We start from the raw sequence: 22,085 nt of genomic DNA, 5'->3' as shown, positions 1-22,085 counted from the left end.
GCCTCAGTGCCTCAGTGCCTCAGCGACCCGGCCGCAGGCGCAGCGCGTCCAGCCCGGACTCTGCTTTTGATTCAGCCGCAGCTTGGGGCGCTGCCTCTGCGGGCGGTGCGGCAACCCGGAGCTTCTCCGCTGCCTGGGCCTTGGCTTCGGCCCGCTTGCGCAGCCGCAAGGTGACGCCACCGGGCTGGCGCTCGCTGTCCTGGCCCAGCACGGCCCGGGCCGGCGTGGTGCCGCAGCGGCCCCGCAGCGCATCGATCTGCTGCTGCAGCGGCTCGGCTTGCGCAATGCGGGCCTGGTGGCGCAACAGCACCTGCTGCGACATGTCCAGCAGCTTGACGTTCAGGGTGGCTTCGCTGTGTTGCAGCAGACTGCGCACGGCCCCGGCCGGGTCGCCCGACAGGCTCAGGCCCATGGCGCGCTCGGCTGTGCCGTTGATCTCCTGCAGGCACTCGCGGATCATGTCGGCATAGGGCGGGTGCAGGTGGCAGGCGTTGGCCATCAATTCACTCAGGCCCCGGGTGTTGGCGTAGCGCATGCCCAGTTGCTTGATCCAGCCGCTGCCTTCGGACAGGTCGATCGAGGTGTGGGCCAGCACCGACAGCAGGCCTGCCAGGTTGCAGGAGGCCTCGAAATCAAAATCGACATCGGTCAATTGGGCGGCCATGTTGCGCACCATCTCCACCGCGCGGGCAAACTGCCTTTGCAGGATCTGCTGCAGCGCGCCGGTCACTTCGGCGAAGCGGCGCACGCGGGGGCTGTCGGGGTGCCGCTCCAGAATGCGGGCGCAGTCGGCCATGCAGCGCTCCATGCCTTTGCGGTCGTTGTCCGCAAAATAGGCAAAGGCCAGCAGCACGATGGACTGGAAGTCGAACAGCTTGGAGTCGATGCCCAGGATGGTGGCCCGGGCCAGGGCCTTGGTGGCCGTGACGCGGTCGCCCATGTAGAAAGCCATCATGCCGAACTTCTGCTGCCGCCCGACCGAGTCGGGTGTCAGGGTACTGGCGGTGCGGTAGGTCTCCAGGGCCTCGGCAAAATTGCCCACCTCGACCTGGGCGCGCCCGAGCACGTCGTAGGCGTCGGTGTAGCTGGCGTCCTCGCCGATCAGGCCCATCAAGGTGGTGATGGCGCGGGTGGCCTGGCCGGATTCGACCTGGGCCCGGGCCACGCCCAGCTTGGCCCAGGGCAGGGCACGGGCGGCGATCACGGCCTCGAACAGGGTGCGGGCTTCGTCGTGGCGCCCCAGACGCAGCAGCAATTCGGTGCCGATTCGGGCGGCGTACAGCCAGTAGGGCTGCTGCGCCTCGAAGCGCTGCACGCACAGGCTCGCGGCCAGCTCGAAGTTCTCGTCTTCAATGGCGCTGAAGATCGGCATCAGGTGCACCTTGCGCAGGCGCGCCAGGCTGAGTCGGTCGAACAGGGCCACCGGGGTGAAAGGTTTGAGCAGGTAACCGTCCAGGGCCGATTCGGCGGCTTCGGCCACCGAAGCGTAGGACGCCTCGGCCGTCACCATGAAGAACACGGTCGAGAAGGGCAGCAGGTGGGCCCGGCGCAGGTCATCGAGCAGGGTCTGGCCGGATTCGTTGGTTTCGTCGAAGTACTGCTCGCACAGCACAAAATCGAACACCGTGTGCTCCAACCGGTTGCGTGCATCCCGCACCCGGCTGCATTGCACCACCTTGCCCACGCCATAGTCGCGCAACTGGCCAGCCAGGATGCTGCGCGAAGTGGCATTGCTGTCGATCACCAGGGCCAGGCAATCGGCAATGTCGCGTTGGGGGGCTGTTGCCATGTGTTGTGTTCGTTGTAGTACTGACCAGGCACCGATTTTTGCCTGAAGATAGTTTAGAGCGGGTGTTCCGCCCCGAAATCAGAAAATTTACCTAGTCCGTGTCTGTTTCAGGCGGCACGCGCCTGCCAAGGGATGGGCCACAATTCCGGCATGGACAAAGACGGCGTTTTTCGGGTGGCCACCTGGAACATCCACAAAGGCGTGCGCGGCATGGGGCCGACGCGCCGGCTGGAGATTCATGACATCGGCCACGGTGTGGAGCAGCTGGACGCCGATGTGGTGTGCCTGCAGGAGGTGCGCAAGGTGCATCGCCGTGAGCAGAGCCACTTCGCACGTTGGCCGGCCATGCCCCAGGCCGAGTACCTGGCCCCCGAGGGCTATGAAGCGGTCTACCGAACCAATGCCGTCACCCGCCATGGCGAGCACGGCAACGCCCTGCTCACGCGCTGGCCCGTGGTCAACCACCAGCACGAGGACATGTCCGACCACCGTTTCGAGCAGCGCGGCCTGCTGCATGTGGAGATCCGGGTGGCGGATCGGCCGGTGCATGTGATCGTGGTGCACCTGGGCCTGATACCAGGCAGTCGGGTGCGGCAGGTGGATCAGCTGCGCCGCTTCATCGCCCGTGAAGTGCGGGTCAGCGAGCCCTTGATCGTGGCGGGTGACTTCAATGAGTTTGGCGGCTCGCTGAGCCGCACCCTGCGCCACGACGGCCTGATCGAGTTCGAGGCCACACGCCACCCCACCTTCCCGTCGCGCCTGCCCCTGGCGCAGCTGGATCACATCTACGCCCGCGGCCTGGCTCCGATCCGTGCCGAAGTGCCCCATGGGCGGGCCTGGGCACGCATGTCCGACCACCTGCCCTTGATCACCGATTTCAGGTTCTAGCCATGCCGCGGGCCCATGGCTTGAGTTACCGCGCCGGCCACGAGGTGGAGTTGCTGCAGGGCAGCACCGAGTTCTTTCCGGCCCTGATCGCCGGCATGGATGCGGCGCGCCACAGCATCTGGCTGGAGACCTACATCTTTGATTTCACCGGCAGCGCGCAGGACGTGGCCCAGGCCCTGGCGCGGGCGGCACTGCGTGGCGTGTCGGTGCGCGTGGTGGTGGATGGTGTGGGCACCGATACGATTCCCACGCTCTGGCGGCAGCGCTGGCAGGCTGCGGGCGTGCAGTGGCGGGTCTTTTCACCCCTGGGGCCGGGCGGTCTGCTGATCCCCAACCGCTGGCGCCGCCTGCACCGCAAACTGTGCGTGCTGGATGGCGAGCGTCTGTTCTGCGGCGGCATCAATGTGTTGGATGACTGGTACGACCCGCACCATGGGGTGCTGCGGCAGCCGCGCTTTGATCTGGCCGTGAGTCTGTCCGGCCCGGTGGTGGCCGAGGCCATGGACACCATGTCGCGCCTGTGGTGGCGGCTGGAAGCGGCGCAGGCCATCCGGTCGCGGCGCCTGCCGCGGGCCCTGGAGGACTGGCGTCAGGCGCTGCCGGCACCAGCCTCTGGCACCCTGCGAAACGGGCCCCAGGGCCTGCGCGCCGCCTTGGTGCTGCGCGACAACCTGCGGCATCGGGCGCGCATCGAAAAGGCTTATTTGCGGGCCATCGGGGCCGCGCGCGAGGAGGTGCTGATTGCGAACGCGTACTTCCTGCCCGGGCGCAAGCTGCGCCGCGCCCTGGTGATGGCGGCGCAGCGCGGCGTGCGGGTGCAGTTGCTGCTGCAAGGGCGCTATGAAAGCTTCATGCAGCACCACGCGGCCCGTCCGGTGTACGGCCCCTTGCTTGCCGCGGGCGTGGAGATCCACGAGTACGAGCCCAGCTTTCTGCATGCCAAGGTGGCGGTGGTGGACGGCTGCTGGAGCACGGTGGGCTCGTCCAACCTCGATCCCCTGAGCCTGTTGCTGGCCCGCGAGGCCAATGTGGTCATCGACGACCGCGAGTTCGCCGCTGGCCTGCGCAGTGCCTTGCACGCCGCCATGCGGCAGGCCGGGCGCCCGGTGCAGCCCGAACTGCTGGCGCGGCGATCCTGGCATTTGCGGGTGCTGGACCGGGTGGCCTTCGGCCTGATGCGGCTGGCCTTGTGGCTGACCGGCTACCGCTATTGAGCACAGATCCGTTCAACAGGGCTTCATTGCTACTTATTGTGTAGCGTGAAACCCTTGTTCCGCAGTGGCTATCGGCCTATAAACCCCAAAATTCAATCGCTGTTACCATCCTTGGCTGTTTGGACAGAGTACAAGCCGCAATGAACCCAATCAACCCGGACGAGGGCACCCCCGTCTCGCTGAAAATCCGTGAGCGCCTGGCCGCAGCGCGCAAGCGTTTCAACGCCAACGACAACATCGCCGAGTTCATCCAGCCCGGTGAACTCGAGAAGCTGCTCGACGAAGTCGAGCACAAGATGCAAGGCGTGCTCGACAGCCTGGTGATCGACACCGAGCGGGACCACAACACCAACAACACCGCCCGCCGGGTGGCCAAGATGTACCTGAACGAGGTGTTCAAGGGCCGCTACGTGGCGGCCCCGCCGATCACCGAGTTCCCCAATGCGGAACACCTCAACGAGCTGATGATCGTCGGCCCGATCACGGTGCGCAGCGCCTGCAGCCACCATTTCTGCCCGGTCATGGGCCGCATCTGGATCGGTGTGATGCCCAACGAACACACCAATGTGATCGGCCTGTCCAAGTACGCCCGACTGGTCGATTGGGTGATGGGGCGCCCCCAGATCCAGGAAGAAGCCGTGGTGCAACTGGCCGACCTGATCCAGGAGAAGACCCAGCCCGATGGCCTGGCCATCGTGATGGAGGCCAGCCATTTCTGCATGTCCTGGCGTGGCGTGCGCGAAATGGACAGCAAAATGATCAACTCGGTGATGCGTGGCGTGTTCCTCAAGGATTCCGCGCTGCGCCGTGAATTCCTCTCCCTGATTCCTCGCAAGGACTGACCATGCTTGTTCGTCTGCTCTACGCCAGCCGCGTGGTTGACAATTCGCCGGCCGCGATCGATGCCATCCTGGCCCAGTCGCGCCAACACAACCCGGGCTGCGGCATCACAGGGGTGCTGTGCTACGGCGGCGGCATTTTTCTGCAGGCCATCGAGGGTGGTCGTTCCGCCGTCAATGAACTCTACGGTCACATCCTGCGTGACACCCGGCACAGCCAGGTCGAACTGCTGGTCTACGAAGAAATCTCCGAGCGCCATTTCGGCGGTTGGACCATGGGCCTGGTGAACCTGTCCAAGCTCAACACCTCGATCCTGCTCAAGTACTCCGAGCGTCCCGAGCTGGATCCCTATGCGGTGTCCGGTCGCGTCTCCCTGGCCCTGCTCGAAGAGTTGATGGCCACCGCTTCCATCATCGGCCGGGCCTGAACACGGTCCCGCGTCTCGCCTTCGGCGCTTTCGCAGCGCCGGGCCGGCCTCATGAGTCCTCTGTCTTTTTCGCTGGTCATGCTGGCCGGCCTCATCCATGCCCTTTGGAACATCGCGGCCAAGCGGGCCGGGGGTGATTCCCGCTTCGCCTTCTTCACCTCTTTCCTGATGATGGGGGTGTGGGCGCCGGCCGGTCTGTGGATGGGCTGGGGCGTGGTCAATGGCTGGGGGGCCGCCGAGTGGGGGCTGGTCACCCTCAGCGGGCTGCTGCATGTGGTCTATTACGTCACCCTGCTGCGGGGCTACCAGCGTGCCGACCTCACCGTGGTGTACCCGCTGGCGCGGGGCTCCGGGCCTTTGCTGTCCTCTGCCGTGGCCTTGCTGCTGCTGGGCGAGCAGTTGACGGCCTCCAGCGGACTGGGCCTGCTGGGCGTGGTGCTGGGGGTGTTCCTGGTGGCCGGCGGGCCAGGCCTGTGGCGGGCTGGCCGCAGTGCCGAGCACCAGACGCGGGTGCGCCTGGGCCTGGTCTACGGCCTGCTCACCGGCGCCTTCATCGCCAGCTACACCGTGGTCGACGGCTATGCCGTCAAGGTGATGCTGATGTCGCCCGTGCTGATCGATTACATGGGCAACTTCGTGCGGGTGGCCGCTCTGGCCCCCCAGGTGTGGCGGGACCGGCCCGAGGCCGCCCGACTGTGGCGCCTGCAATGGAAGCATGCCCTGCTGGTGGCCAGCATCAGCCCGATCTCTTATGTGTTGGTGTTGTACGCGATGCAGAGCGCTCCGCTGTCGCATGTGGCGCCGGCGCGTGAGGTCTCGATGCTGTTTGCCGCATTGATCGGCGGGCACCTGCTGGGCGAGGGCGATCGCCTGGCCCGCGTGGGCGGGGCTGTGCTGATCGCCGCCGGCGTGGTCTTGCTGGGGCTGGGCTGACCATGGCGAATCCTGACGCCCCGATGCTGCTGCTGGGCTGCGACTTCAGCAGCCGACCGACGCGGCGCAAGCCGGTGCTGCTGGCCCTGGGCCATGAGCGTGCCGGCCGGGTGGTGCTGAGCCGCCTGGAGCGCCTGCAGACGCTGGAGGCCTACGCCGCCTGGCTGGCCGAGCCCCGTGAGTGGGTGGGCGGCTTTGACCTGCCTTTCGGGCTGCCGCGCGAACTGGTGAGCACCCTGGGCTGGCCCACCGACTGGGCGGCCTGCATGGCGCACTATGCCAGCCTGTCGCGTGAACAGATCCGGGCCGAATTCGCGGCCTTTTGTGATGCCCGCCCCGTGGGGGGCAAGTTCGCCCACCGGGCCACGGACGGGCCGGCCGGGTCCAGCCCGTCGATGAAATGGGTCAACCCGCCGGTGGCCTACATGATGCATGCGGGCGTGCCCCCCTTGCTGGCCGCCGGGGTGCAACTGCCGGGCCTGTGGCAGCCCACGGCCCGTGCCGGCGCACCCGCCCGGGTGGCGCTGGAGGCCTATCCCGGCCTGCTGGCCCGCGAGGTGCTGGGCAAACGCTCGTACAAGAGCGACGACCCGGTCAAGCAGACGCCCGAGCGCCTGATTGCGCGCAAAGACCTGATCACCGCGCTGGAGCAGGGGCAGACCCGACTGGGGCTGAGCCTCAAGCTCAGCCACGCCCAGCGCGACACCCTGGTGGACGATGCCAGCGGCGACAGCCTGGATGCCGTGCTGTGCCTGCTGCAGGCGGCCTGGGCACAGCGCCGTCATGCCGCAGGGGACCCGCTGTATGGCTTGCCGCCTGGCCTGGACCCGCTGGAGGGTTGGATCGTCAGTGCGGCCTGGCCTGGCTGAGCCGCACGCGACCGGCGCATCGACACCCGCCAGGGGCCCTCGCTACACTTGCCACATCACTGTGCTTCACCCCGCAGGCCTGAGCCGGCCTCGCGGTGGGAGAACAACACCATGAAATCGACCCGATACTCGTCTTATCAGCCCCTGCTGAAGGTCCTGGCGCAGGCCGCCATCGCGGATCGGCCCGAGGGCTGGACCGACGGCGAGCTTTGCATGGGCCACGATGGGCCTGCGCTGGTGTGTCGGCTGCGCCGCTCCGAGGAGGGGGCCGAGCAGGGCACCACGGCGCGGGTGCAGTCCGCGGCACAGGCGTTTGCCCAGGCGCTGGCCCAGGATGGCTTGCCCTGGGTGGCTTGCCGCATCGGGTTTTTCCGCAAACCTGTGGGCTGGGGCGTGCGGGTGCGCATCACGCCCAGCCATGGTTCACCCGAGCTGGATCTGACGCCTGACCGTGCCCCGCCACCGGCCGATCAGAAGCCCGATGAGGCGGCGGCCGCTGGCCTGTCCGCCGTGGCGGCAGCCCGATCTGCGCTGCCCGGGCTGGAAGACCCCTTCGCCCTGCAGCCTCTGGCGCGGGTGAGCCAAAGCCTGGCCCCGCAGACCCCGACTCAACCCGCTGCCATGGCGCCGACGCCCAGGCCCTTGCCCGATGCCCTGGCCGATGTGGCTCAGCGCCGACCCTGCCCGCATTGCCGCGACGACAGCTTGCGCTTCATGCTGCGTGACGCCGGCACCGATCACTACCAGTGCGAACGCTGTGGCTACAAGCTGACCATGGTGGCGCCGGATTTCGGCGACGAGGCCTACCGGGTCAGATCCCAGGCCATTGAGAACGACGGCCCCCATTCTGTCCAACCCACGCTGCAGCCCGATGGGCGCATCACCGGGCCCGACTACGCCATGCACCTGAGCAGCCCCGAGACCTTGATGTATCAGAGCGGCAACATGCAGGTGCCGGTGCGGGTGGTGCAGGATGTGGCGCGCGGCCTGCGTGTGCTGGAGGCCGAGCGCCTGTCCACGGTCGATACCCCTTTCGGGGCCCGCATGCTGACACCCCGCGAGCACGAGAGCATTCTTCAACACCTGAGGCAGGCGGTTCATCTGCTGCCCGGGCATTACCTGGTCGAGTGAAGGCATGAACAGGCTGCGATCTCCGCTGTCAGGCCCGCTGTTCCTGGGGATCGGCCTGGCGGCCTGCCTGCTCGCCAGCCTGGCCCAGGCCGGCCCCGCCCCCTGGTTTGTGTGGCGCAGCAAGCTCGACGGCAAGGAGGTCTGCGCCCAAGCCTCACCCGGGGCGGGCTGGGTGCAGCAAGGCGGGCCGTTTCTGGACGCCGACTGCCGCAAGCTGCCCCCCAGGCTGCTGCCGATGTGAGTCAGTGCGGTTCAGCGACCCCTGAACCGCCTGTTCAAGCGTCTACCGAGGCGCCCACCGATGCGCCCACTTCCTCCAGGCCCAGATCCAGGCCCAGGTCCTGGTAGAGCCGGCGTGCCAAGGCCGCCAGGCGTCGCGATTCGGGCTGCTGATTGCACAGCGGTTGCAGCAGGTTCTGGGCGCCCACCCACTGGCCTGATTGCAACAGCGCCTCCAGGTGGATCTGCGCAAACAGATCGCGCTGCGCATGGCTGCCACCGATTTCACTCAGGCGCGGTAGCGCCTGTCCCAGCCCCTGGGCGCTGCGCTCGTATCGGCCCTCGGCATGGGCCAGCAGGGCCTCGGCGGCATGCACCGCCACCTGCTGCCAGGCGGGGCGCAGCGGGCCGGTGGCCTGCTCCGCATGGTGGTGCAAGGCCTGCAGTCGGGCCCGGGCCTCGCCCAGGTGGCCCGCGCGGGCCAGGCCGTACAGGTATTGCAGATCGAGAAAAGGCAGCACGTGGTCGGGCTGGCGCCGCAGCAGATGCTGCCCCAAGTCCTGCCAGCGTGGGCCCACATCGACGCCGGCCAGCTCCAGCCGTGCCAGCAGCGAAATGGCGTTGATCTGGTCCTGGCTGTAGTCCTTCACCACGCCCCAGACCTGCTCGTCAAACAGGTGCAAAGCCTCGTCGAAGTCGCCTCGCTCCAGTTCGAACAAGGCCAGGTGCCACCAGTTGTGGGTCTGCATGAAGGAGTTCAGCCCCACCCAGCTGGCGCTGGCCTCGCGCATGAAGCCACGCCCTTCCTCCAGACGCCCTTCGGTCAGCATCACGTGGGCCAGCGCATGCTGCGCCCAGGGCTCTTTGGGGCTCAGGCGCAGGGCCGTGCGTGCGGCGGCCTCGGCCTGGCGCAGCAGATGGCATTGCTCCCAGGCAAAGGCCGCCATGCCATGCAGGTGGGGCACATCGGCCGCGTGGGGCAGGGCGGCCAGCGCCAGCCGCAGCATGCCGGGCGACTGCCCCTGGTTGAACAGGTGGTATTGCCCCAGCTTGAGCGAGGCCAGATCGCGCGGGAACAGGCGCGCCTGTTCCTCATGCAGGGCCACGGCGCGGGCCAGATCCCCCTGCACCCAGGCCGCCACCGCGGCCACGAAGCGCTGCTCGCGCTCGGTGGCGCCCGGCGCCTGCGCCTCGGCCCGCTCGATGAAGGGCCGGGCCTGGGCCGGTGCGTCGCCCGTCTCGGCAAACATGTGCAGTGCCGCCGCATAAGCCTGCACCAGCGGGCTGTCGTCCTGCACCGCCTGCAGCACGTTCACACAGCGCGCCTCGCAGGCGATGAAGCCTTCGACAAAGTCATTCAGCGGCCCCAGGCTGGCCGGGTCGCTCAGGGTGACCGGGTTGCCCAGGCTGTCGGTGGTGGGCCGCGCATCGGATGAAGCAAGGTGGAAGGTAGGCATGAACCGATTGTGCCCGCCTCGGTGCCCGCGTGCCGGCCTCAGACTCCTGCTTGCTGATGCCGCCATTCTTGTGTGTGCCCGCCGTAGCCATAGGCCGCCGCGCGGGCATCGATCACGTGGCAGTAACTGATCTCGTGCAGGCGTGGCAACAACTGGCCCATGAAGGCGTGGACCTCCTTCAGAAAACGGGCTTTTTCCGCCTTGGTATTGGTTTCGTCGGTGACGCTGATGTCCACGTGGTAGGCGTTCTGATCCAGGTCAGCAAGGCTTTGCTGGCCAATGAACCAGCTGTCAGTCCCAATGAATTGCACTGTGGTGGCCATCACCGCTTTCACTTTGCCCAGGTGTCGGTGGGTCAGCTCGGTGAGCGCTTGGCTTACCTGGCGAGCCAACACGGGATCGGGCTGGCCAGACAGGTGGATGACGATATGAGGCATGGTGATCTTCTCGGCTCAAGGGTTGGACAGGGCTCTATTCTGGTTTTTTGTGAATATTCGGAAAAGCAGGAAATAATGTTGGAACCCATTTGATAAACCGTTGGATAGATGCGATGGCCACACCTGTGTTTCCCCTGGATCAACTGCGCACTTTGGTGGCCGTGGTGGAGGCTGGCAGCGTGACTGCCGGCGCCCCGCGGGTCTTTCTGTCCCAGTCTGCGGTGAGCGAGCAGTTGCGCAAGCTGGAAGAGCTGGCGGGGCACTCCCTGTTGCTGCGCTCCAAGTCCGGGGTGGTGCTGACACCTCAAGGGCAACGCCTGATGGGCTGGGCTCGGCAACTGTTGGCGCTCAACGATGAGGCCTACAGAGATTTGAAGGGGGTACCTCTGGCTGGACAGTTGCGGGTGGGGGTGACGGACTATTTCCGCCCGTCTGAGTTGACCCTTCTGTTGGCGCGCATGCAGGCCCGCTACCCCCGGGTGAGCCTGCAGGTGTCTGTGCTCAAGAGCGGGTTGATCGAGGCGGCTTATGCCGCCGGTGAATTGGATGTGGGGCTGACCTTGCGCGTCGTGGGTGCATCGGGTGGACGGCCTGGCCAATTGCTCAAACGTGAGCCTTTGCGATGGCTGGCGGCATCGGGGTGGCGACCTCCGACGGGCGAGCCTTGGCGCTTGTTGGCACTGCCCGACACCTGCTCACTGCATCAATTCACGGTGGGCTTGTTGCAGCGACGGCGCGTGCCTTTTGTGCTGGTTCATCAGGCCTCGGGCGTGGCAGGTCTGCAGTCGGCGCTGGCTGCAGGCCTGGGCATCGCATGCCTGAATGAGTCAGCCCAAGGTGTCGGCATCGCGCCAGTGCCCGAACCCCATGGCCTGCCCGTTTTGCCTCAGGCCGAATTCCGGGTGTTGCCGGCCCGCGCCGGGGAAAGCGCGTTCGTGACCCAGGCTCGCTCGTTGCTGGTCGCCGATCTGGCCTGAACCCAACGGGGCCTCATGCTTTCGGCGGTTCCGGCCAGGGGCGTTGCGGGTCGCGGATCAGCTCGAAGGCGCGGGCCACGCGCAGCACGCCGAGGTCGTCAAAACGGGCGCCGGCGATCTGCAGGCCGATGGGCAGGCCGGCGCGGGTGTAGCCGCAGTTGATCGAGGCGGCGGGCTGCTCTGACATGTTGAAGGGCACGGTGAAGCCGATGTGCTCCAGCCCATGCAGGGGGTCGTCGGTGGGCGAGGGCAGTTCGGCCGGGAAGGCCGGCATGGGCGCGGTGGGCGAGATCACGTAGTCGAAGGTGCTGCAGGCCTTCACGCTGGCCAGCCGGGTCTGGTGGAACTGGTGGCTGGCGTTGAAGACCTCGACCCCGCTCAGGCCGGCAGCACTGTCGGCCCATCGGCGGATGTAGGGCAGCACCTTGTCGGCCTGGGCCGGCGGCAGGGCCGACAGGTCGATGTGCGAGCGCATGCGCCAGTAGTGGTCCATGCCCTCGAGCATGGCCTGGGTCATGAAGGGCTGCAGGGGCTCGATGTGGGCACCGGCCTGGGCCAGCAGGGCCGCAGCACGTTCGACGGCGGCCCGTACTTCGGGCTCGACCGGCAGGCCGCAACCAGCGTCCAGCAGCAGGCCGATGCGCAGGCCGCGCAAGGCGTCGACCCCGGTGTCGAACTGCGACCAGGCGATGTCCTGCCAGGGCAGGCTCATGCTGTCGCGGGCGTCGGGCTGCGACAGCACCTGCATCATCAGCGCGGCGTCAGCCACGCTGCGCGTCATGGGGCCGGCGGCGCGGCCGGTGTAGGGCGGGTCGATGGGGATGCGGCCCAGGCTGGGCTTGAGGCCGAAGATGCCGCACCAACTGGCGGGCAGCCGGATCGAGCCGCCGATGTCGGTGCCGATGTGCAGCGGGCCGTAGCCGGCGGCCGCGGCGGCACCGGCGCCGGCGCTGGAGCCGCCCGGGCCCTTGCTCAGGTCCCAGGGGTTGCGCGCCAGGGCATGGAAGGTGGACAGGCCCGAGGACAGCATGCCGTAGTCGGGCATGGTGGTCTTGCTGACGATCACCGCCCCGGCTTCCTTCATGCGGGCCGCAGGGGGCGCATCGGCCGCCGCCGGGCTCAGGCTGACCGCGGCGCTGCCCAGGGGGGTGGGGTCGCCCTCGGTGGCGATGTTGTCCTTGAGGGTGGCCGGCACACCGTCAAGCAGGCCCAGGGGCTGGCCCTTGAGCCAGCGCGCCTCGGCCGCGCGGGCCTGGGCCAGGGCGGCTTCGGGCCGGTACAGCCAGGTGGCGCACAGGGCGGGCTCCCAGCGCTCGATCTGGCGGATCACGGCCTCGGTCACCTCCACCGGTGACAGGGTTCGCTGCCGGTAGGCCGCGATCAGGGTGTGGGCTTCAAGGCTGTGCAGCGGCTGGCCAGCAAGGTCGGCAGTGGGCATGGTTTACCAGGACAGGGCAGAGAGGTCGTTGACGAAGACCGGCATGTCTTTCCACAGGCCCTTGAGGTTCTTGTGGCCGATCGTGATCCATTGCGGCTGGAACAGGAAGGCGTGCACCGAGTCTTCGGCCAGCAGCTTCTGCGCCTCGCCCAGCAGCTTGGCCCGGTCGGCCTCGCGCGGGGTGTTGTTGATCTTCTTGAACAGCTCGTTGAACTTGGGCGACTCGTAGTTCCAGTAGTAGCCCGGCTTGGCGAAGTTGGCCAGGTCGAAGGGTTCGACGTGCGAGATGATGGTCAGGTCGTAGTTCTTGTTGGTGTAGACGCCGCTGAGCCACTGCGCCCATTCCACGTTCTGCGTCTTGGCCACGATGCCGATCTTGGCCAGTTGCGAGGTGATCACCTCACCGCCCTGGCGCGCGTAGGGCACGGGGGGCAGCAGCAGGTTCAGCTCGAGTGGCGTGGTGACGCCGGCCTCTTTGAGCAGGGCCTTGGCCTTCTCGGGGTTGAAGGGGTTGATGCCGGTGGTGTCGACATAGCCCAGGGCGCCGGGCACGTAGTGGCTGCCGATGGGCACGCCGTAGCCGTCCACGGCGCCTTCGATCACGGCCTTGCGGTCGATGGCGGCGGCGATGGCACGGCGCACGCGCACATCATCGAGCGGCTTTTTCTTGTTGTTGATGGCCAGGATGGTCTTGGCCCGCGAGCCCGCCACGATGACCTGGAACTGCGGGTTGCCCTTGAACTGCGGCACGCCCCGGGGGGTGACGCGCTGGAAGCCATCCACATCGCCGGCCAGCAAGGCCGCCACCTGGGCCGCCGGGTCGCCGATGAAGCGGAAGGTGGCCTTCTTGATCTTGATGGCGGCCGCATTGCGGTAGCCGTCCCATTTGCCCAGCACCACGCTGGCGCCCTTGTTCCAGGCATCGAGCTTGTAAGGGCCGGTGCCGATGGGCTTGGTGGCGTTGGTGTCGACGCTCTTGGGCTCGACGATGATGGCCGTGGCCTGGCCCAGCACGAACAGGAAGTCGGGATCGATCTCCTTGCGCAGCACCACCACCGTGCTGTCGTCCACCACCTGGGTGCTCATTTCGGCAAAGGTGCGCTTGTCCTTGTTGGTGCTCTTGTCGCCGCCAGCGCGGTCGAACGAGAACTTGACGGCGGCGGCATTGAAGGGCTCGCCGTTCTGGAACTTCACACCTTTGCGCAGCTTGAAGGTGTAGGTCTTCAGGTCGGGCGACACCTCCCAGCTTTCGGCCAGCAGGGGGGTGACGCTGCCGTCGGCATTGATCTTGGTGAGGGTCTCGAAGATGTTGTACTGCACCACTTCGGCAATCGCCGAGGCGGCGCCGGCGGTGGGGTCCAGGCCTGGCGGCTCCAGGGTCATGCCCAGCACCACCGAATCTTTGCGGCTTTGGGCCAGGGCTTCCAGGGAGGTGCTTGCGCTCAGGGCGGCCAGGGCGCCAGAGCTCAGGACGGTGCGGCGGTTGATCATGGGGTCATGCTCCAGAAAAAGCCAGAAAAAGCCGGGAATGGACTGGGATCACACCCAGACACCAGCGTCCCCGGGGGGACAGGCGCTGGCGGATGGGCCGATCGAAATTTCATTGTAGAAGCCTGCCGCCGGGCGGCGATATGCGGCATCGTCATATCGGCTGTCATGCCGCATCGACCCGGCGCGGCTTGCGTTGGCGCTGCCCGGGCCGGGCCTGCGGAACGGCCTGCAGCAGGGTCTGGGTGTAGGGGTGGGTGGCGGCGCTGAACAGCACATCGGGCGCGCCCTGCTCGACGATCTGCCCCTTGAACAGCACGGCCACGTCGTCACACAGGTGGTTGACCACGGCCAGATCGTGGCTGATCAGCATGTAGGTGATGCCATGGTGGGTCTGCAGCTCTTGCATCAGGTTCAGTACCTGGGCCTGCACCGACACATCGAGCGCGCTGACGGGCTCGTCGGCCACGATCAGGCGCGGGCGTGTGATCAGGGCCCGGGCGATGGCGATGCGCTGGCGCTGGCCGCCCGAGAACTCGTGCGGGTATTTGTCGAGGTCGGTGGGGCGCAGGCCCACCTCACGCAGCACCTCGCCGGCTTGCTGCCGGGCCTGTTCACGGCTGACACCGGTGGCCACACGCAGGCCGTACAGGGGTTCGGTGACGATGCGCTCCACCGTCTGGCGCGGGTCGAGCGAGCCGTAGGGGTCCTGGAACACCATCTGGAAATGCTGGCGGGCCTGGCGCAGCGCGGCAGGCGTCAGCGTGTGCAGGTTCTGGCCTTCCAGCTCGACCGAGCCCGCGGTGGGCTGGTCCAGTGCCATCACCAGGCGGGCCAGGGTGGATTTGCCCGAGCCGGACTCGCCCACGATGCCCAGGCTGCGGCCGGCCTGGATCTCGAAGCTCACGCCCTGCAGCGCTTTCACGCTGGCCGGTGGGCGCCACAGGCTTTCGCGGGGCAGGGTGTATTCGCGCACCAGGTGCTGCACGCGCAGCAAGGGGGGCTGGTTTGCCTTCTGGAGGGGGGGCTGTGTGCTCATGCCTGGGCCTCTGCGGGCAGTTCGGGGCTGTGCCAGCAGCTCACCAGGTGGGGGGGCAGTTCATCCGCTGCTTCGGGGCTGCCGACCTGGCGCGCGACAGGGCGTTGCTGCTCGCATTGCGCTGTGCTCAGGGCGCAGCGGCCGGCAAAGGCGCAGCCGGCGGGCAGGTCGACCAGCTCAGGCACGGTGCCGGCGATGGTGGCCAGCGCCGGGCGCGGCCCGGGGGGGCGCGGGCCCAGGCGGGGTCGGGCGGCGAACAGGCCGCGCGTGTAAGGGTGGGCCATGCGGGCGAAGACGGCCTCGGTCGGGCCGCTTTCGACCACGCTACCGCCATACATCACCAGCATGCGGTCGACGTTGTTGGCGATCACGCCCAGGTCGTGCGAGATCAGCATCAAGGCCATGCCGCGCTCGTCCACCAGTTCGTTGATCAGGTCCAGGATCTGGCGTTGCACCGTGACATCGAGGGCGGTGGTGGGCTCGTCGGCGATCAGCAGATCGGGGTTGCAGGCCAGGGCCATGGCGATGGTGATGCGCTGGCGTTGGCCGCCCGAGAACTGGTGGGGGTAGGCGTCCACGCGCTGGGCTGCGTTCGGGATGCCCACCCGGTCGAGCAGGGCGATGGCTTCGGAGCGTGCTGCGCTGGCACCCATGCCGCGGTGCAGGCGCAGGGGCTCGGCCACCTGGTGGCCAATGGTGTGCACCGGGTTGAGTGCCGTCATGGGCTCCTGGAAGATCATGGCCAGGCGGTCGCCGCGCAGGCGGCACAGCTGGTGTTCGTCCATGCCCACCAGCTCCTGGCCTTCAAAGCGGATGCTGCCGCGCACCTGGGCGCTTTCGGGCAGCAGGCCCATCAAGGCCATCACGGTGAGCGACTTGCCGCAGCCTGATTCGCCGATCAGGCCCAGGGCATCGCCTTTGTCGAGCGAGAAGCTGAGCCCGCGCACGGCGTCGGCCGGGCCCCGTGGGGTTTGCAGCCGGATGTGGAGGTCTTGAACGTCGAGCAGGGCCATCGGTGCTTGCAGGTGGAGCGGGTGGATCAGCGTTTGCGCGCCAGGCGGGGGTCGAGCAGGTCACGCAGGCCGTCGCCGAGCAGGTTCAGGCCCAGCACGGCCAGCGCGATGGCCAGGCCTGGGAACACCGCCAGCAGCGGCGCCTGGAAGAGCATGCTCTGCGCCTCGCTGAGCATGCGGCCCCAGGAGGGCTGCGGTGGCTGGGTGCCCAGCCCCAGGTAGGACAGGGCGGCCTCGGCCAGGATGGCCAGGGCGAACTGGATGGTGGCCTGCACGACCAGCACCGACACGATGTTGGGCAGCACGTGGTCGCGGGTGATCTGCCAGGTGCTGCGGCCGCAGGCACGGGCGGCCAGCACGAACTCGCGTGACCAGACCGCATTGGCCGAGGCGCGGGTGACGCGGGCGAAGGTGGGGATGTTGAAGATGCCGATGGCGATGATGGAGTTGACCATGCCGGCACCGAACACCGCCGTCAGCATGATGGCCGACAGGATGGCCGGAAACGCGAAGGTGAAATCAGCCAGGCGCATCACCAGCTCTTCGGTCCAGCCGCGGCGCGCCGAGGCCAGCAGGCCCAGGGCCGTGCCCAGGCCGATGCCGATGCCCACCGCGATCAGGCCCACCGCGATCGAGCTGCGGGCGCCCACCAGCAGCAGCGAGGCCACATCGCGCCCGAAGGTGTCGGTGCCCAGCCAGTGCTGCCACGACGGGCCCTGCAACTTGAGGCTGAGGTCGACCTCATAAGGCGACCAGGGCGTCCAGGCATAGGACAGGGCGGCCGCCAGGATCAGCAGCGCGGTCAACACGCCGCCCAGCACAAAGCTGGGGTGGCGGGCGGCCCGCTTCACAAATCCGGGAGGGGTGACGGCGGCTGCGGACAGGGCCGGATGGGGCTGCGGGCTCATATGTCGCTGGCTTTCACGCGGGGGTCGATCACGGCATACAGCAGGTCGACCACAAAGTTCACCACCACCACCATGCTGGCCAACAACATCACGCAGTTGCGCACGACGATCAGGTCACGGTTGGCAATCGACTGGAAGATCAGGCGCCCCAGGCCGGGCAGGAAGAACACGTTCTCGACCACGATGGTGCCGGCCAGCAGGTTGGCAAACTGCAGGCCCATCACGGTGATCACCGGGATCAGGGCGTTGCGCAGCACATGGCGCCACAGCGTGGCGCGCCGGCTCAGGCCCTTGGCCCGGGCGGTGCGCACAAAGTCTTCGCGCATCACCTCCAGCACGGCCGAGCGCGTGATGCGCGCCAGGATGGCGGCCTGCACCACGGCCAGCGAGATGGCCGGCAGCAGCAGCGACTTGAGGGCCTCCAGGGGTTCGTCTTCCCAGCCCGGAAACCCGCCGGCCGAGAACCATTTGAGGTGCACCGAGAACAGCAGGATCAGCAGGATGGCAAACCAGAAGTTGGGGATGGCGATACCGATCTGGGCCAGGCTCATCACCCCCACATCGCCGGCCTTGTTGTGGTGTGAGGCCGCGTACAGGCCGGCCAGCAAGGCGATCACCGTGGTGATCAGCATGGCCAGCAGCGCCAGGGGCACGGTCAGGGCCAGCCGCTCCAGCACCAGCTCGAGCACGGGGGTGCTGTAGGTATAGCTGTTGCCCAGATCGCCCTGCAGCATGCCGCTCACCCAGTGCCCGTAGCGCGTGAGCGCGGGTTGGTCGAGCCCCAGTTGGGTGGTCAGGGCTGCCACGGCTTCGGGTGCGGCGTCCGGCCCCATCAGCATCTGCGCCGCATTGCCCGGCAGGACCTCCAGCACGGTGAAGATGACGACGGACGCGCCGACCAGAGTGGCCAGAAAGGTCAGAAAGCGTTTGAACAGGAACAGACTCATGGGCCGCTGGGCTGCCAGGGCAGGGCCATGGCGTTGGGGTTGTTTCCGTGAAAGCAGATCAGCATATCGGAAACTGCCGCCTCCGGTTGTCGCGCTGGCGGAGTGCCGCAGAAAAGCGACAAATGAATGGAGTGTTCACTTAACCGGACGGTATCGTCCCCGGCGGATCGGTGAATGCCTGCGGCCGCAGAGTGGCCGGGACGATCGCGGGATAATGGAGACTATGCTTTGCAAGCCCTGTCTACCGTTGAAACAGCCGTCTGCGCGATGTGCCAAGGAGTGCGCATGGCACTGATGATCACCGATGAATGCATCAACTGCGATGTGTGCGAGCCCGAATGCCCCAACCAGGCCATTTTTCTGGGGCCAGAGATCTATGAGATCAACCCCGCCAAGTGCACCGAGTGCGTGGGGCACTTTGACGAGCCCCAGTGTGTGCAGGTGTGCCCGGTGGCCTGCATCCCGGTGAACCCGCAGCACGTGGAGAACCGCGAGACCCTGATGCAGAAGTACCTGCGTCTGCAGGCTGCGGCTCAGGCCTGAGGATCGGCCGGCGTGGCCGGCGTGGCCGGCGTGTCAGGCGTTTTTGGGGCTGGCTTGGGCGGCTTGGGGCGAGGCGGCTTGCTGGTGTGGATCAGCAGCGTGGCCTTCTCCATCTGCCCTTCCATGAGGGCCGGGGCGGCCTTCAGCGTGCGCTCGATGCAGGTCTCGATGGCTTCGCGTTGTTCGGGTGCGGGTTTCTTGAGCACCCAGTTCACCACCTCTGATTTCACGCCAGGGTGCCCGATGCCCAGGCGCAGCCGCCAGTAGCGGTCTGAGCCCAACTGGGCATGGATGTCACGCAGCCCATTGTGGCCGGCGTGGCTGCCGCCGAGTTTGAGCTTGGCTTCGCCGGGCACCACGTCGAGCTCGTCGTGCACCACCAGGATTTCCTCGGGCTGGATCTTGTAGAAGCGCGCCAGCGCAGAGACCGAGCGGCCCGACAGGTTCATGAAGGTCTGCGGCTCCAGCAGCCAGATCGTCTGGCCATTGACATTGGCCCGTGCCACCTTGGCCTGGTAGGCCTTGTCGGGCGTCAGGCTGACCTTCAGGGTGCGTGCCAGTTCGTCAATCCACCAAAAGCCGGCGTTGTGGCGGGTGGCTTCGTATTCGGTGCCGGGATTGCCCAGGCCTACAAACAGCTTGATCATGGGGTGAGATTATCTGCGGGGTGTGATGCGAGGGGCTCCATGCAAAACGGCCCACCGAGGTGAGCCGTTTTGCAGGAAGGGCAGGCTTGAAGGCCTGCCATCCAGGGGGGGAAGTTGAAAACAGGCCGGGCCTGAGATTACTTCTTGCCCTTCTTGGCGGGAGCAGCAGGAGCGGCAGCCACCGGAGCGATGACTTCTTCCACCGGGGCCACGACCGACACCAGAACCGGGTTCTTCTTGCCGTGGGTGACAGCGGTCACGCCCTTGGGCAATTGGATGTCGTTCAGGTGCAGGGACACGCCCTTCTTCAGGTCCTTCAGATCCACGGCGATGAACTCAGGCAGGTCGGCCGGCAGGCAGGCAACTTCGAGTTCGGTCACAACGTGGTTGATCAGGCACTTGTCGGCCTTCACAGCTGCGGATTCTTCTTCGCCGCTGTAGTGCAGAGGCACCTTCATCGACAGACGGGTCTTGGCATCGACGCGTTGGAAGTCGATGTGCAGAACCAGTTGTTTGAACGGGTGGTATTGCACGTCACGCAGCAGAACCTTGCCTTCTTGGCCGTTCAGTTCCATGTCCAGGATGGAGGCGTGGAAGGCTTCCTTCTTCAGGGCATGCCACAGAGCGTTGTGGTCCAGCTCGATCAGCTGGGGTTCCTTGCCCTCACCACCGTAGACGATACCGGGCGTGCGGCCCGTGATGCGCAGACGGCGGCTCGCACCCGTACCCTGCTTGGCGCGCTCAAAAGCGACGAATTTCATAGTGAACTCCTGATGGGGTCGACCGCGACCAGTGCGACCCTGATTTGAAAATGGGCTGGCGGCATGCTGCCGTCAGCCCTCTGTGTGTTCTATCGACCGGGACGTTCAGTTTCAGTTCTGACCGTCTTGATCGGAGAACAGGCTCATCACCGACTCACCGCGTGCAATGCGCTGGATCGTTTCTGCGATCAGCGGAGCCACGGAGAGTTGGCGGATCTTGCTGCATTCCTTGGCGGCATCGCTCAAGGGAATGGTGTTGGTGACCACGACTTCATCCAGGGCCGAGCCCTTGGAGATGCGTTCGATGGCCGGGCCCGAGAAGATCGGGTGGGTGCAATAGGCATACACCTTCTTGGCGCCACGTTCCTTCAGAACTTCGGCGGCCTTCACCAGGGTGCCGGCGGTGTCGATCATGTCGTCCATGATCACGCAGTTGCGGCCTTCGATTTCGCCGATCACGTGCATCACTTCGCTCACGTTGGCCTTGGGCCGGCGCTTGTCGATGATGGCCAGATCGCAACCCAGTTGCTTGGCCAGGGCACGTGCACGCACCACGCCACCCACATCGGGCGACACGACGATCAGGTCTTCGTAATTCTTTTGACGCAGGTCGCCCAGCAGAACGGGCGAGGCGTAGATGTTGTCCACCGGGATGTCGAAGAAACCCTGGATCTGGTCAGCATGCAGATCCATGGTCAGCACGCGGGCCACGCCCACGGTCTGCAGCAGGTTGGCAACGATCTTGGCGGAGATGGGCACGCGGGTGGAGCGAGGACGACGGTCCTGGCGGGCGTAGCCGAAGTAGGGGATCACGGCACTGATGCGCTCGGCCGATGCACGCTTGAGTGCGTCGACCATGATGAGCAGTTCCATCAGGTTTTCGTTGGTCGGAGCGCAGGTGGACTGAACCACGAACACATCACGGGCACGAACGTTTTGGTTGATCTCGACAGTGACCTCACCATCGGAGAAACGACCCACATGGGCCGCGCCGAGCGTGGTGCCGAGGTTTTTAGCAATTTCAGCGGCCAGACCAGGATTGGCGTTGCCCGTGAAAACCATGAAATCAGGAGGGGTGGCTTGCATGAGCGTCCAGCGGTCTGAAGGAAATTGGCCTGTGCGTGCAAAGAATTTGGCAGGGGAGGAAGGACTCGAACCCTCGAATGCCGGAATCAAAATCCGGTGCCTTAACCAACTTGGCGACTCCCCTACACAGGTTGATGTCTGAAGTCAGACACCCACCGACAACTTTTCGCTGAAAGCCCAACCCAGCAAAGGGTGAACTTCCATGTTGCTGCACTCTCGGATCTTCCAGATGCCTGGCGCATCCTTCAGATCTACTGAGTCAGTGATGTGTGAAAACACAGCACTACCTGAGCCCGTCATTCTAGCATCTAAATTCTGTTGTTTTAGCCAATTGATTGAATCTAAAACTTCAGGACAAAGTTGCTGAGCAACTGACTGCAGGTCATTCTTACCGTACCGGTAGTGATCGGCAGCGAAGCCTTCGATTGTAGCAGCGTTTTTTGACCACTCCAGCAAAGGCGACGAAAAAATTTTTGCAGTTTCCAGTCCGGCCTGAGGTTTCACCACGATGAAACGTGCCGGCGGGCACTGCGCAGAATTTTCCAACGGGCGGATTATCTCACCAATTCCTTCGACCCAGGCGTTGCGCCCTCGAATGAAGAACGGCACATCAGCCCCCAGCCGGATCGCCAGTTCGCACAGGCGTTCGGTGCTGAAGTTGAGCTTCCAGAGCCGGTTGAGGGCCAAGAGGGTCGAGGCGGCGTCGGAGGAGCCGCCGCCCATGCCGGCTTGCGCCGGGATCTGCTTGTCGATGCTGATGTGCACCCCCTCCTGAACCTGGCCGGCCTGTTGCAGCAAGCGGGCGGCCCGCACCGCCAAATCGTCGACGGGCAGGGGGGTGGTGAGGTCGGTGCGTTCGATGCGGCCATCGGGGCGCCGTTCGAAATGCAGGGTGTCGCACCAGTCGATCAGCATGAACACCGACTGCAGCAGGTGGTAGCCGTCCGGGCGGCGCCCGGTGATGTGCAGAAACAGGTTGAGTTTGGCGGGGGCCGGAACGTCGTAAATCGCCTTCATGGAGCCATTATCCGGCC

At 66.2% G+C, this 22,085-nt stretch carries 23 protein-coding genes and 1 tRNA gene; 10 read left to right on the top strand and 14 right to left on the bottom strand.

Features of this window, described 5'->3' with window-relative positions; all coding sequences use genetic code 11:
- Positions 1-19: 19 nt before the first annotated feature.
- Positions 20-1,789, bottom strand: a complete 1,770-nt coding sequence (locus tag L880_RS0127510; RefSeq protein WP_027478322.1) for a response regulator — start codon at positions 1,787-1,789, stop codon at positions 20-22.
- A 150-nt stretch (positions 1,790-1,939) separates the two neighbouring features.
- Here L880_RS0127510 and L880_RS0127505 point away from each other — a divergent pair, with 150 nt between their 5' ends.
- From L880_RS0127505 to L880_RS0127470, 8 genes are all read left to right on the top strand, one after another.
- Positions 1,940-2,677: an endonuclease/exonuclease/phosphatase family protein gene (locus tag L880_RS0127505; RefSeq protein ID WP_027478321.1), complete on the top strand. Its 738-nt coding sequence runs from the start codon at positions 1,940-1,942 to the stop codon at positions 2,675-2,677.
- A 2-nt stretch (positions 2,678-2,679) separates the two neighbouring features.
- Positions 2,680-3,891 (top strand): cardiolipin synthase ClsB, encoded by a 1,212-nt coding sequence (gene clsB, locus L880_RS0127500; RefSeq protein ID WP_051443634.1) that lies wholly within the window; start codon positions 2,680-2,682, stop codon positions 3,889-3,891.
- A 140-nt stretch (positions 3,892-4,031) separates the two neighbouring features.
- Positions 4,032-4,733, top strand: coding sequence for a GTP cyclohydrolase I (gene folE / locus L880_RS0127495; RefSeq protein ID WP_019576066.1), 702 nt, complete (start codon positions 4,032-4,034; stop codon positions 4,731-4,733).
- Positions 4,734-4,735: 2 nt separating this feature from the next.
- A complete protein-coding gene (locus tag L880_RS0127490) occupies positions 4,736-5,158 on the top strand; it encodes a BLUF domain-containing protein (protein WP_027478319.1) in 423 nt (140 codons plus the stop codon).
- 51 nt (positions 5,159-5,209) lie between these two features.
- Positions 5,210-6,091, top strand: coding sequence for an EamA family transporter (locus L880_RS0127485; protein WP_027478318.1), 882 nt, complete (start codon positions 5,210-5,212; stop codon positions 6,089-6,091).
- A 2-nt stretch (positions 6,092-6,093) separates the two neighbouring features.
- Positions 6,094-6,960 (top strand): DUF429 domain-containing protein, encoded by an 867-nt coding sequence (locus L880_RS0127480; RefSeq protein ID WP_027478317.1) that lies wholly within the window; start codon positions 6,094-6,096, stop codon positions 6,958-6,960.
- A 111-nt stretch (positions 6,961-7,071) separates the two neighbouring features.
- On the top strand, positions 7,072-8,091 hold the full coding sequence (locus L880_RS0127475; RefSeq protein ID WP_027478316.1) for a hypothetical protein: 1,020 nt from the start codon (positions 7,072-7,074) through the stop codon (positions 8,089-8,091).
- Between the two features lie 4 nt (positions 8,092-8,095).
- A complete protein-coding gene (locus L880_RS0127470) occupies positions 8,096-8,332 on the top strand; it encodes a hypothetical protein (RefSeq protein WP_211245364.1) in 237 nt (78 codons plus the stop codon).
- A gap of 34 nt (positions 8,333-8,366) precedes the next feature.
- On the opposite strand, the gene L880_RS33800 is transcribed toward L880_RS0127470, so the two are convergent.
- Both L880_RS33800 and L880_RS0127460 read right to left on the bottom strand, forming a co-directional pair.
- Complete coding sequence (locus L880_RS33800; protein ID WP_051443633.1) at positions 8,367-9,767, bottom strand: tetratricopeptide repeat protein; 1,401 nt, start codon at positions 9,765-9,767, stop codon at positions 8,367-8,369.
- A 38-nt stretch (positions 9,768-9,805) separates the two neighbouring features.
- Positions 9,806-10,204 (bottom strand): tautomerase family protein, encoded by a 399-nt coding sequence (locus L880_RS0127460; protein ID WP_027478314.1) that lies wholly within the window; start codon positions 10,202-10,204, stop codon positions 9,806-9,808.
- Positions 10,205-10,317: 113 nt separating this feature from the next.
- Here L880_RS0127460 and L880_RS0127455 point away from each other — a divergent pair, with 113 nt between their 5' ends.
- Entirely contained in the window at positions 10,318-11,181 is an 864-nt protein-coding gene (locus tag L880_RS0127455) for a LysR substrate-binding domain-containing protein (protein WP_043330818.1), read from the top strand.
- Between the two features lie 13 nt (positions 11,182-11,194).
- On the opposite strand, the gene L880_RS0127450 is transcribed toward L880_RS0127455, so the two are convergent.
- The 6 genes from L880_RS0127450 to L880_RS0127425 form a co-directional block, all read right to left on the bottom strand.
- Entirely contained in the window at positions 11,195-12,619 is a 1,425-nt protein-coding gene (locus tag L880_RS0127450; RefSeq protein WP_027478312.1) for an amidase, read from the bottom strand.
- Between the two features lie 3 nt (positions 12,620-12,622).
- Positions 12,623-14,110, bottom strand: a complete 1,488-nt coding sequence (locus tag L880_RS0127445; protein ID WP_027478311.1) for an ABC transporter substrate-binding protein — start codon at positions 14,108-14,110, stop codon at positions 12,623-12,625.
- Positions 14,111-14,273: 163 nt separating this feature from the next.
- A complete protein-coding gene (locus tag L880_RS0127440) occupies positions 14,274-15,146 on the bottom strand; it encodes an ATP-binding cassette domain-containing protein (RefSeq protein WP_027478310.1) in 873 nt (290 codons plus the stop codon).
- Positions 15,143-16,159 carry an ABC transporter ATP-binding protein gene (locus L880_RS0127435; RefSeq protein ID WP_027478309.1) on the bottom strand — a complete coding sequence of 339 codons (1,017 nt, stop codon included), beginning with the start codon at positions 16,157-16,159 and terminating at the stop codon, positions 15,143-15,145. The genes L880_RS0127440 and L880_RS0127435 overlap by 4 nt, the downstream gene beginning before the upstream one ends.
- Before the next feature lie 26 nt (positions 16,160-16,185).
- Positions 16,186-17,067 (bottom strand): ABC transporter permease, encoded by an 882-nt coding sequence (locus tag L880_RS0127430; RefSeq protein ID WP_027478308.1) that lies wholly within the window; start codon positions 17,065-17,067, stop codon positions 16,186-16,188.
- The gene (locus L880_RS0127425) at positions 17,064-18,014 is read right to left on the bottom strand and encodes an ABC transporter permease (RefSeq protein ID WP_027478307.1); all 951 of its coding nucleotides are present in this window, start codon (positions 18,012-18,014) and stop codon (positions 17,064-17,066) included. The genes L880_RS0127430 and L880_RS0127425 overlap by 4 nt, the downstream gene beginning before the upstream one ends.
- 285 nt (positions 18,015-18,299) lie before the next feature.
- On the opposite strand from L880_RS0127425, the gene L880_RS0127420 reads away from it, so the two are divergent.
- Positions 18,300-18,557: a YfhL family 4Fe-4S dicluster ferredoxin gene (locus tag L880_RS0127420; RefSeq protein ID WP_027478306.1), complete on the top strand. Its 258-nt coding sequence runs from the start codon at positions 18,300-18,302 to the stop codon at positions 18,555-18,557.
- On the opposite strand, the gene pth is transcribed toward L880_RS0127420, so the two are convergent.
- The 5 genes from pth to ispE all read right to left on the bottom strand — a co-directional run bounded on the left by pth (position 18,548) and on the right by ispE (position 22,068).
- On the bottom strand, positions 18,548-19,204 hold the full coding sequence (pth, locus tag L880_RS0127415; RefSeq protein ID WP_027478305.1) for an aminoacyl-tRNA hydrolase: 657 nt from the start codon (positions 19,202-19,204) through the stop codon (positions 18,548-18,550). The genes L880_RS0127420 and pth overlap by 10 nt on opposite strands.
- A gap of 137 nt (positions 19,205-19,341) precedes the next feature.
- Complete coding sequence (locus tag L880_RS0127410; RefSeq protein ID WP_027478304.1) at positions 19,342-19,965, bottom strand: 50S ribosomal protein L25/general stress protein Ctc; 624 nt, start codon at positions 19,963-19,965, stop codon at positions 19,342-19,344.
- Positions 19,966-20,076: 111 nt separating this feature from the next.
- Positions 20,077-21,051, bottom strand: a complete 975-nt coding sequence (locus L880_RS0127405; protein WP_019576050.1) for a ribose-phosphate pyrophosphokinase — start codon at positions 21,049-21,051, stop codon at positions 20,077-20,079.
- A 47-nt stretch (positions 21,052-21,098) separates the two neighbouring features.
- Positions 21,099-21,175, bottom strand: a tRNA-Gln gene (locus tag L880_RS0127400).
- Between the two features lie 20 nt (positions 21,176-21,195).
- Positions 21,196-22,068, bottom strand: coding sequence for a 4-(cytidine 5'-diphospho)-2-C-methyl-D-erythritol kinase (gene ispE / locus L880_RS0127395; protein ID WP_027478303.1), 873 nt, complete (start codon positions 22,066-22,068; stop codon positions 21,196-21,198).
- Positions 22,069-22,085: the final 17 nt, after the last annotated feature.

The sequence above is a fragment of the Curvibacter gracilis ATCC BAA-807 genome (genome assembly GCF_000518645.1).
GTDB classification, from domain to species: domain Bacteria; phylum Pseudomonadota; class Gammaproteobacteria; order Burkholderiales; family Burkholderiaceae_C; genus Curvibacter; species Curvibacter gracilis.
This window is presented reverse-complemented; position numbering and strand designations above follow the sequence as displayed.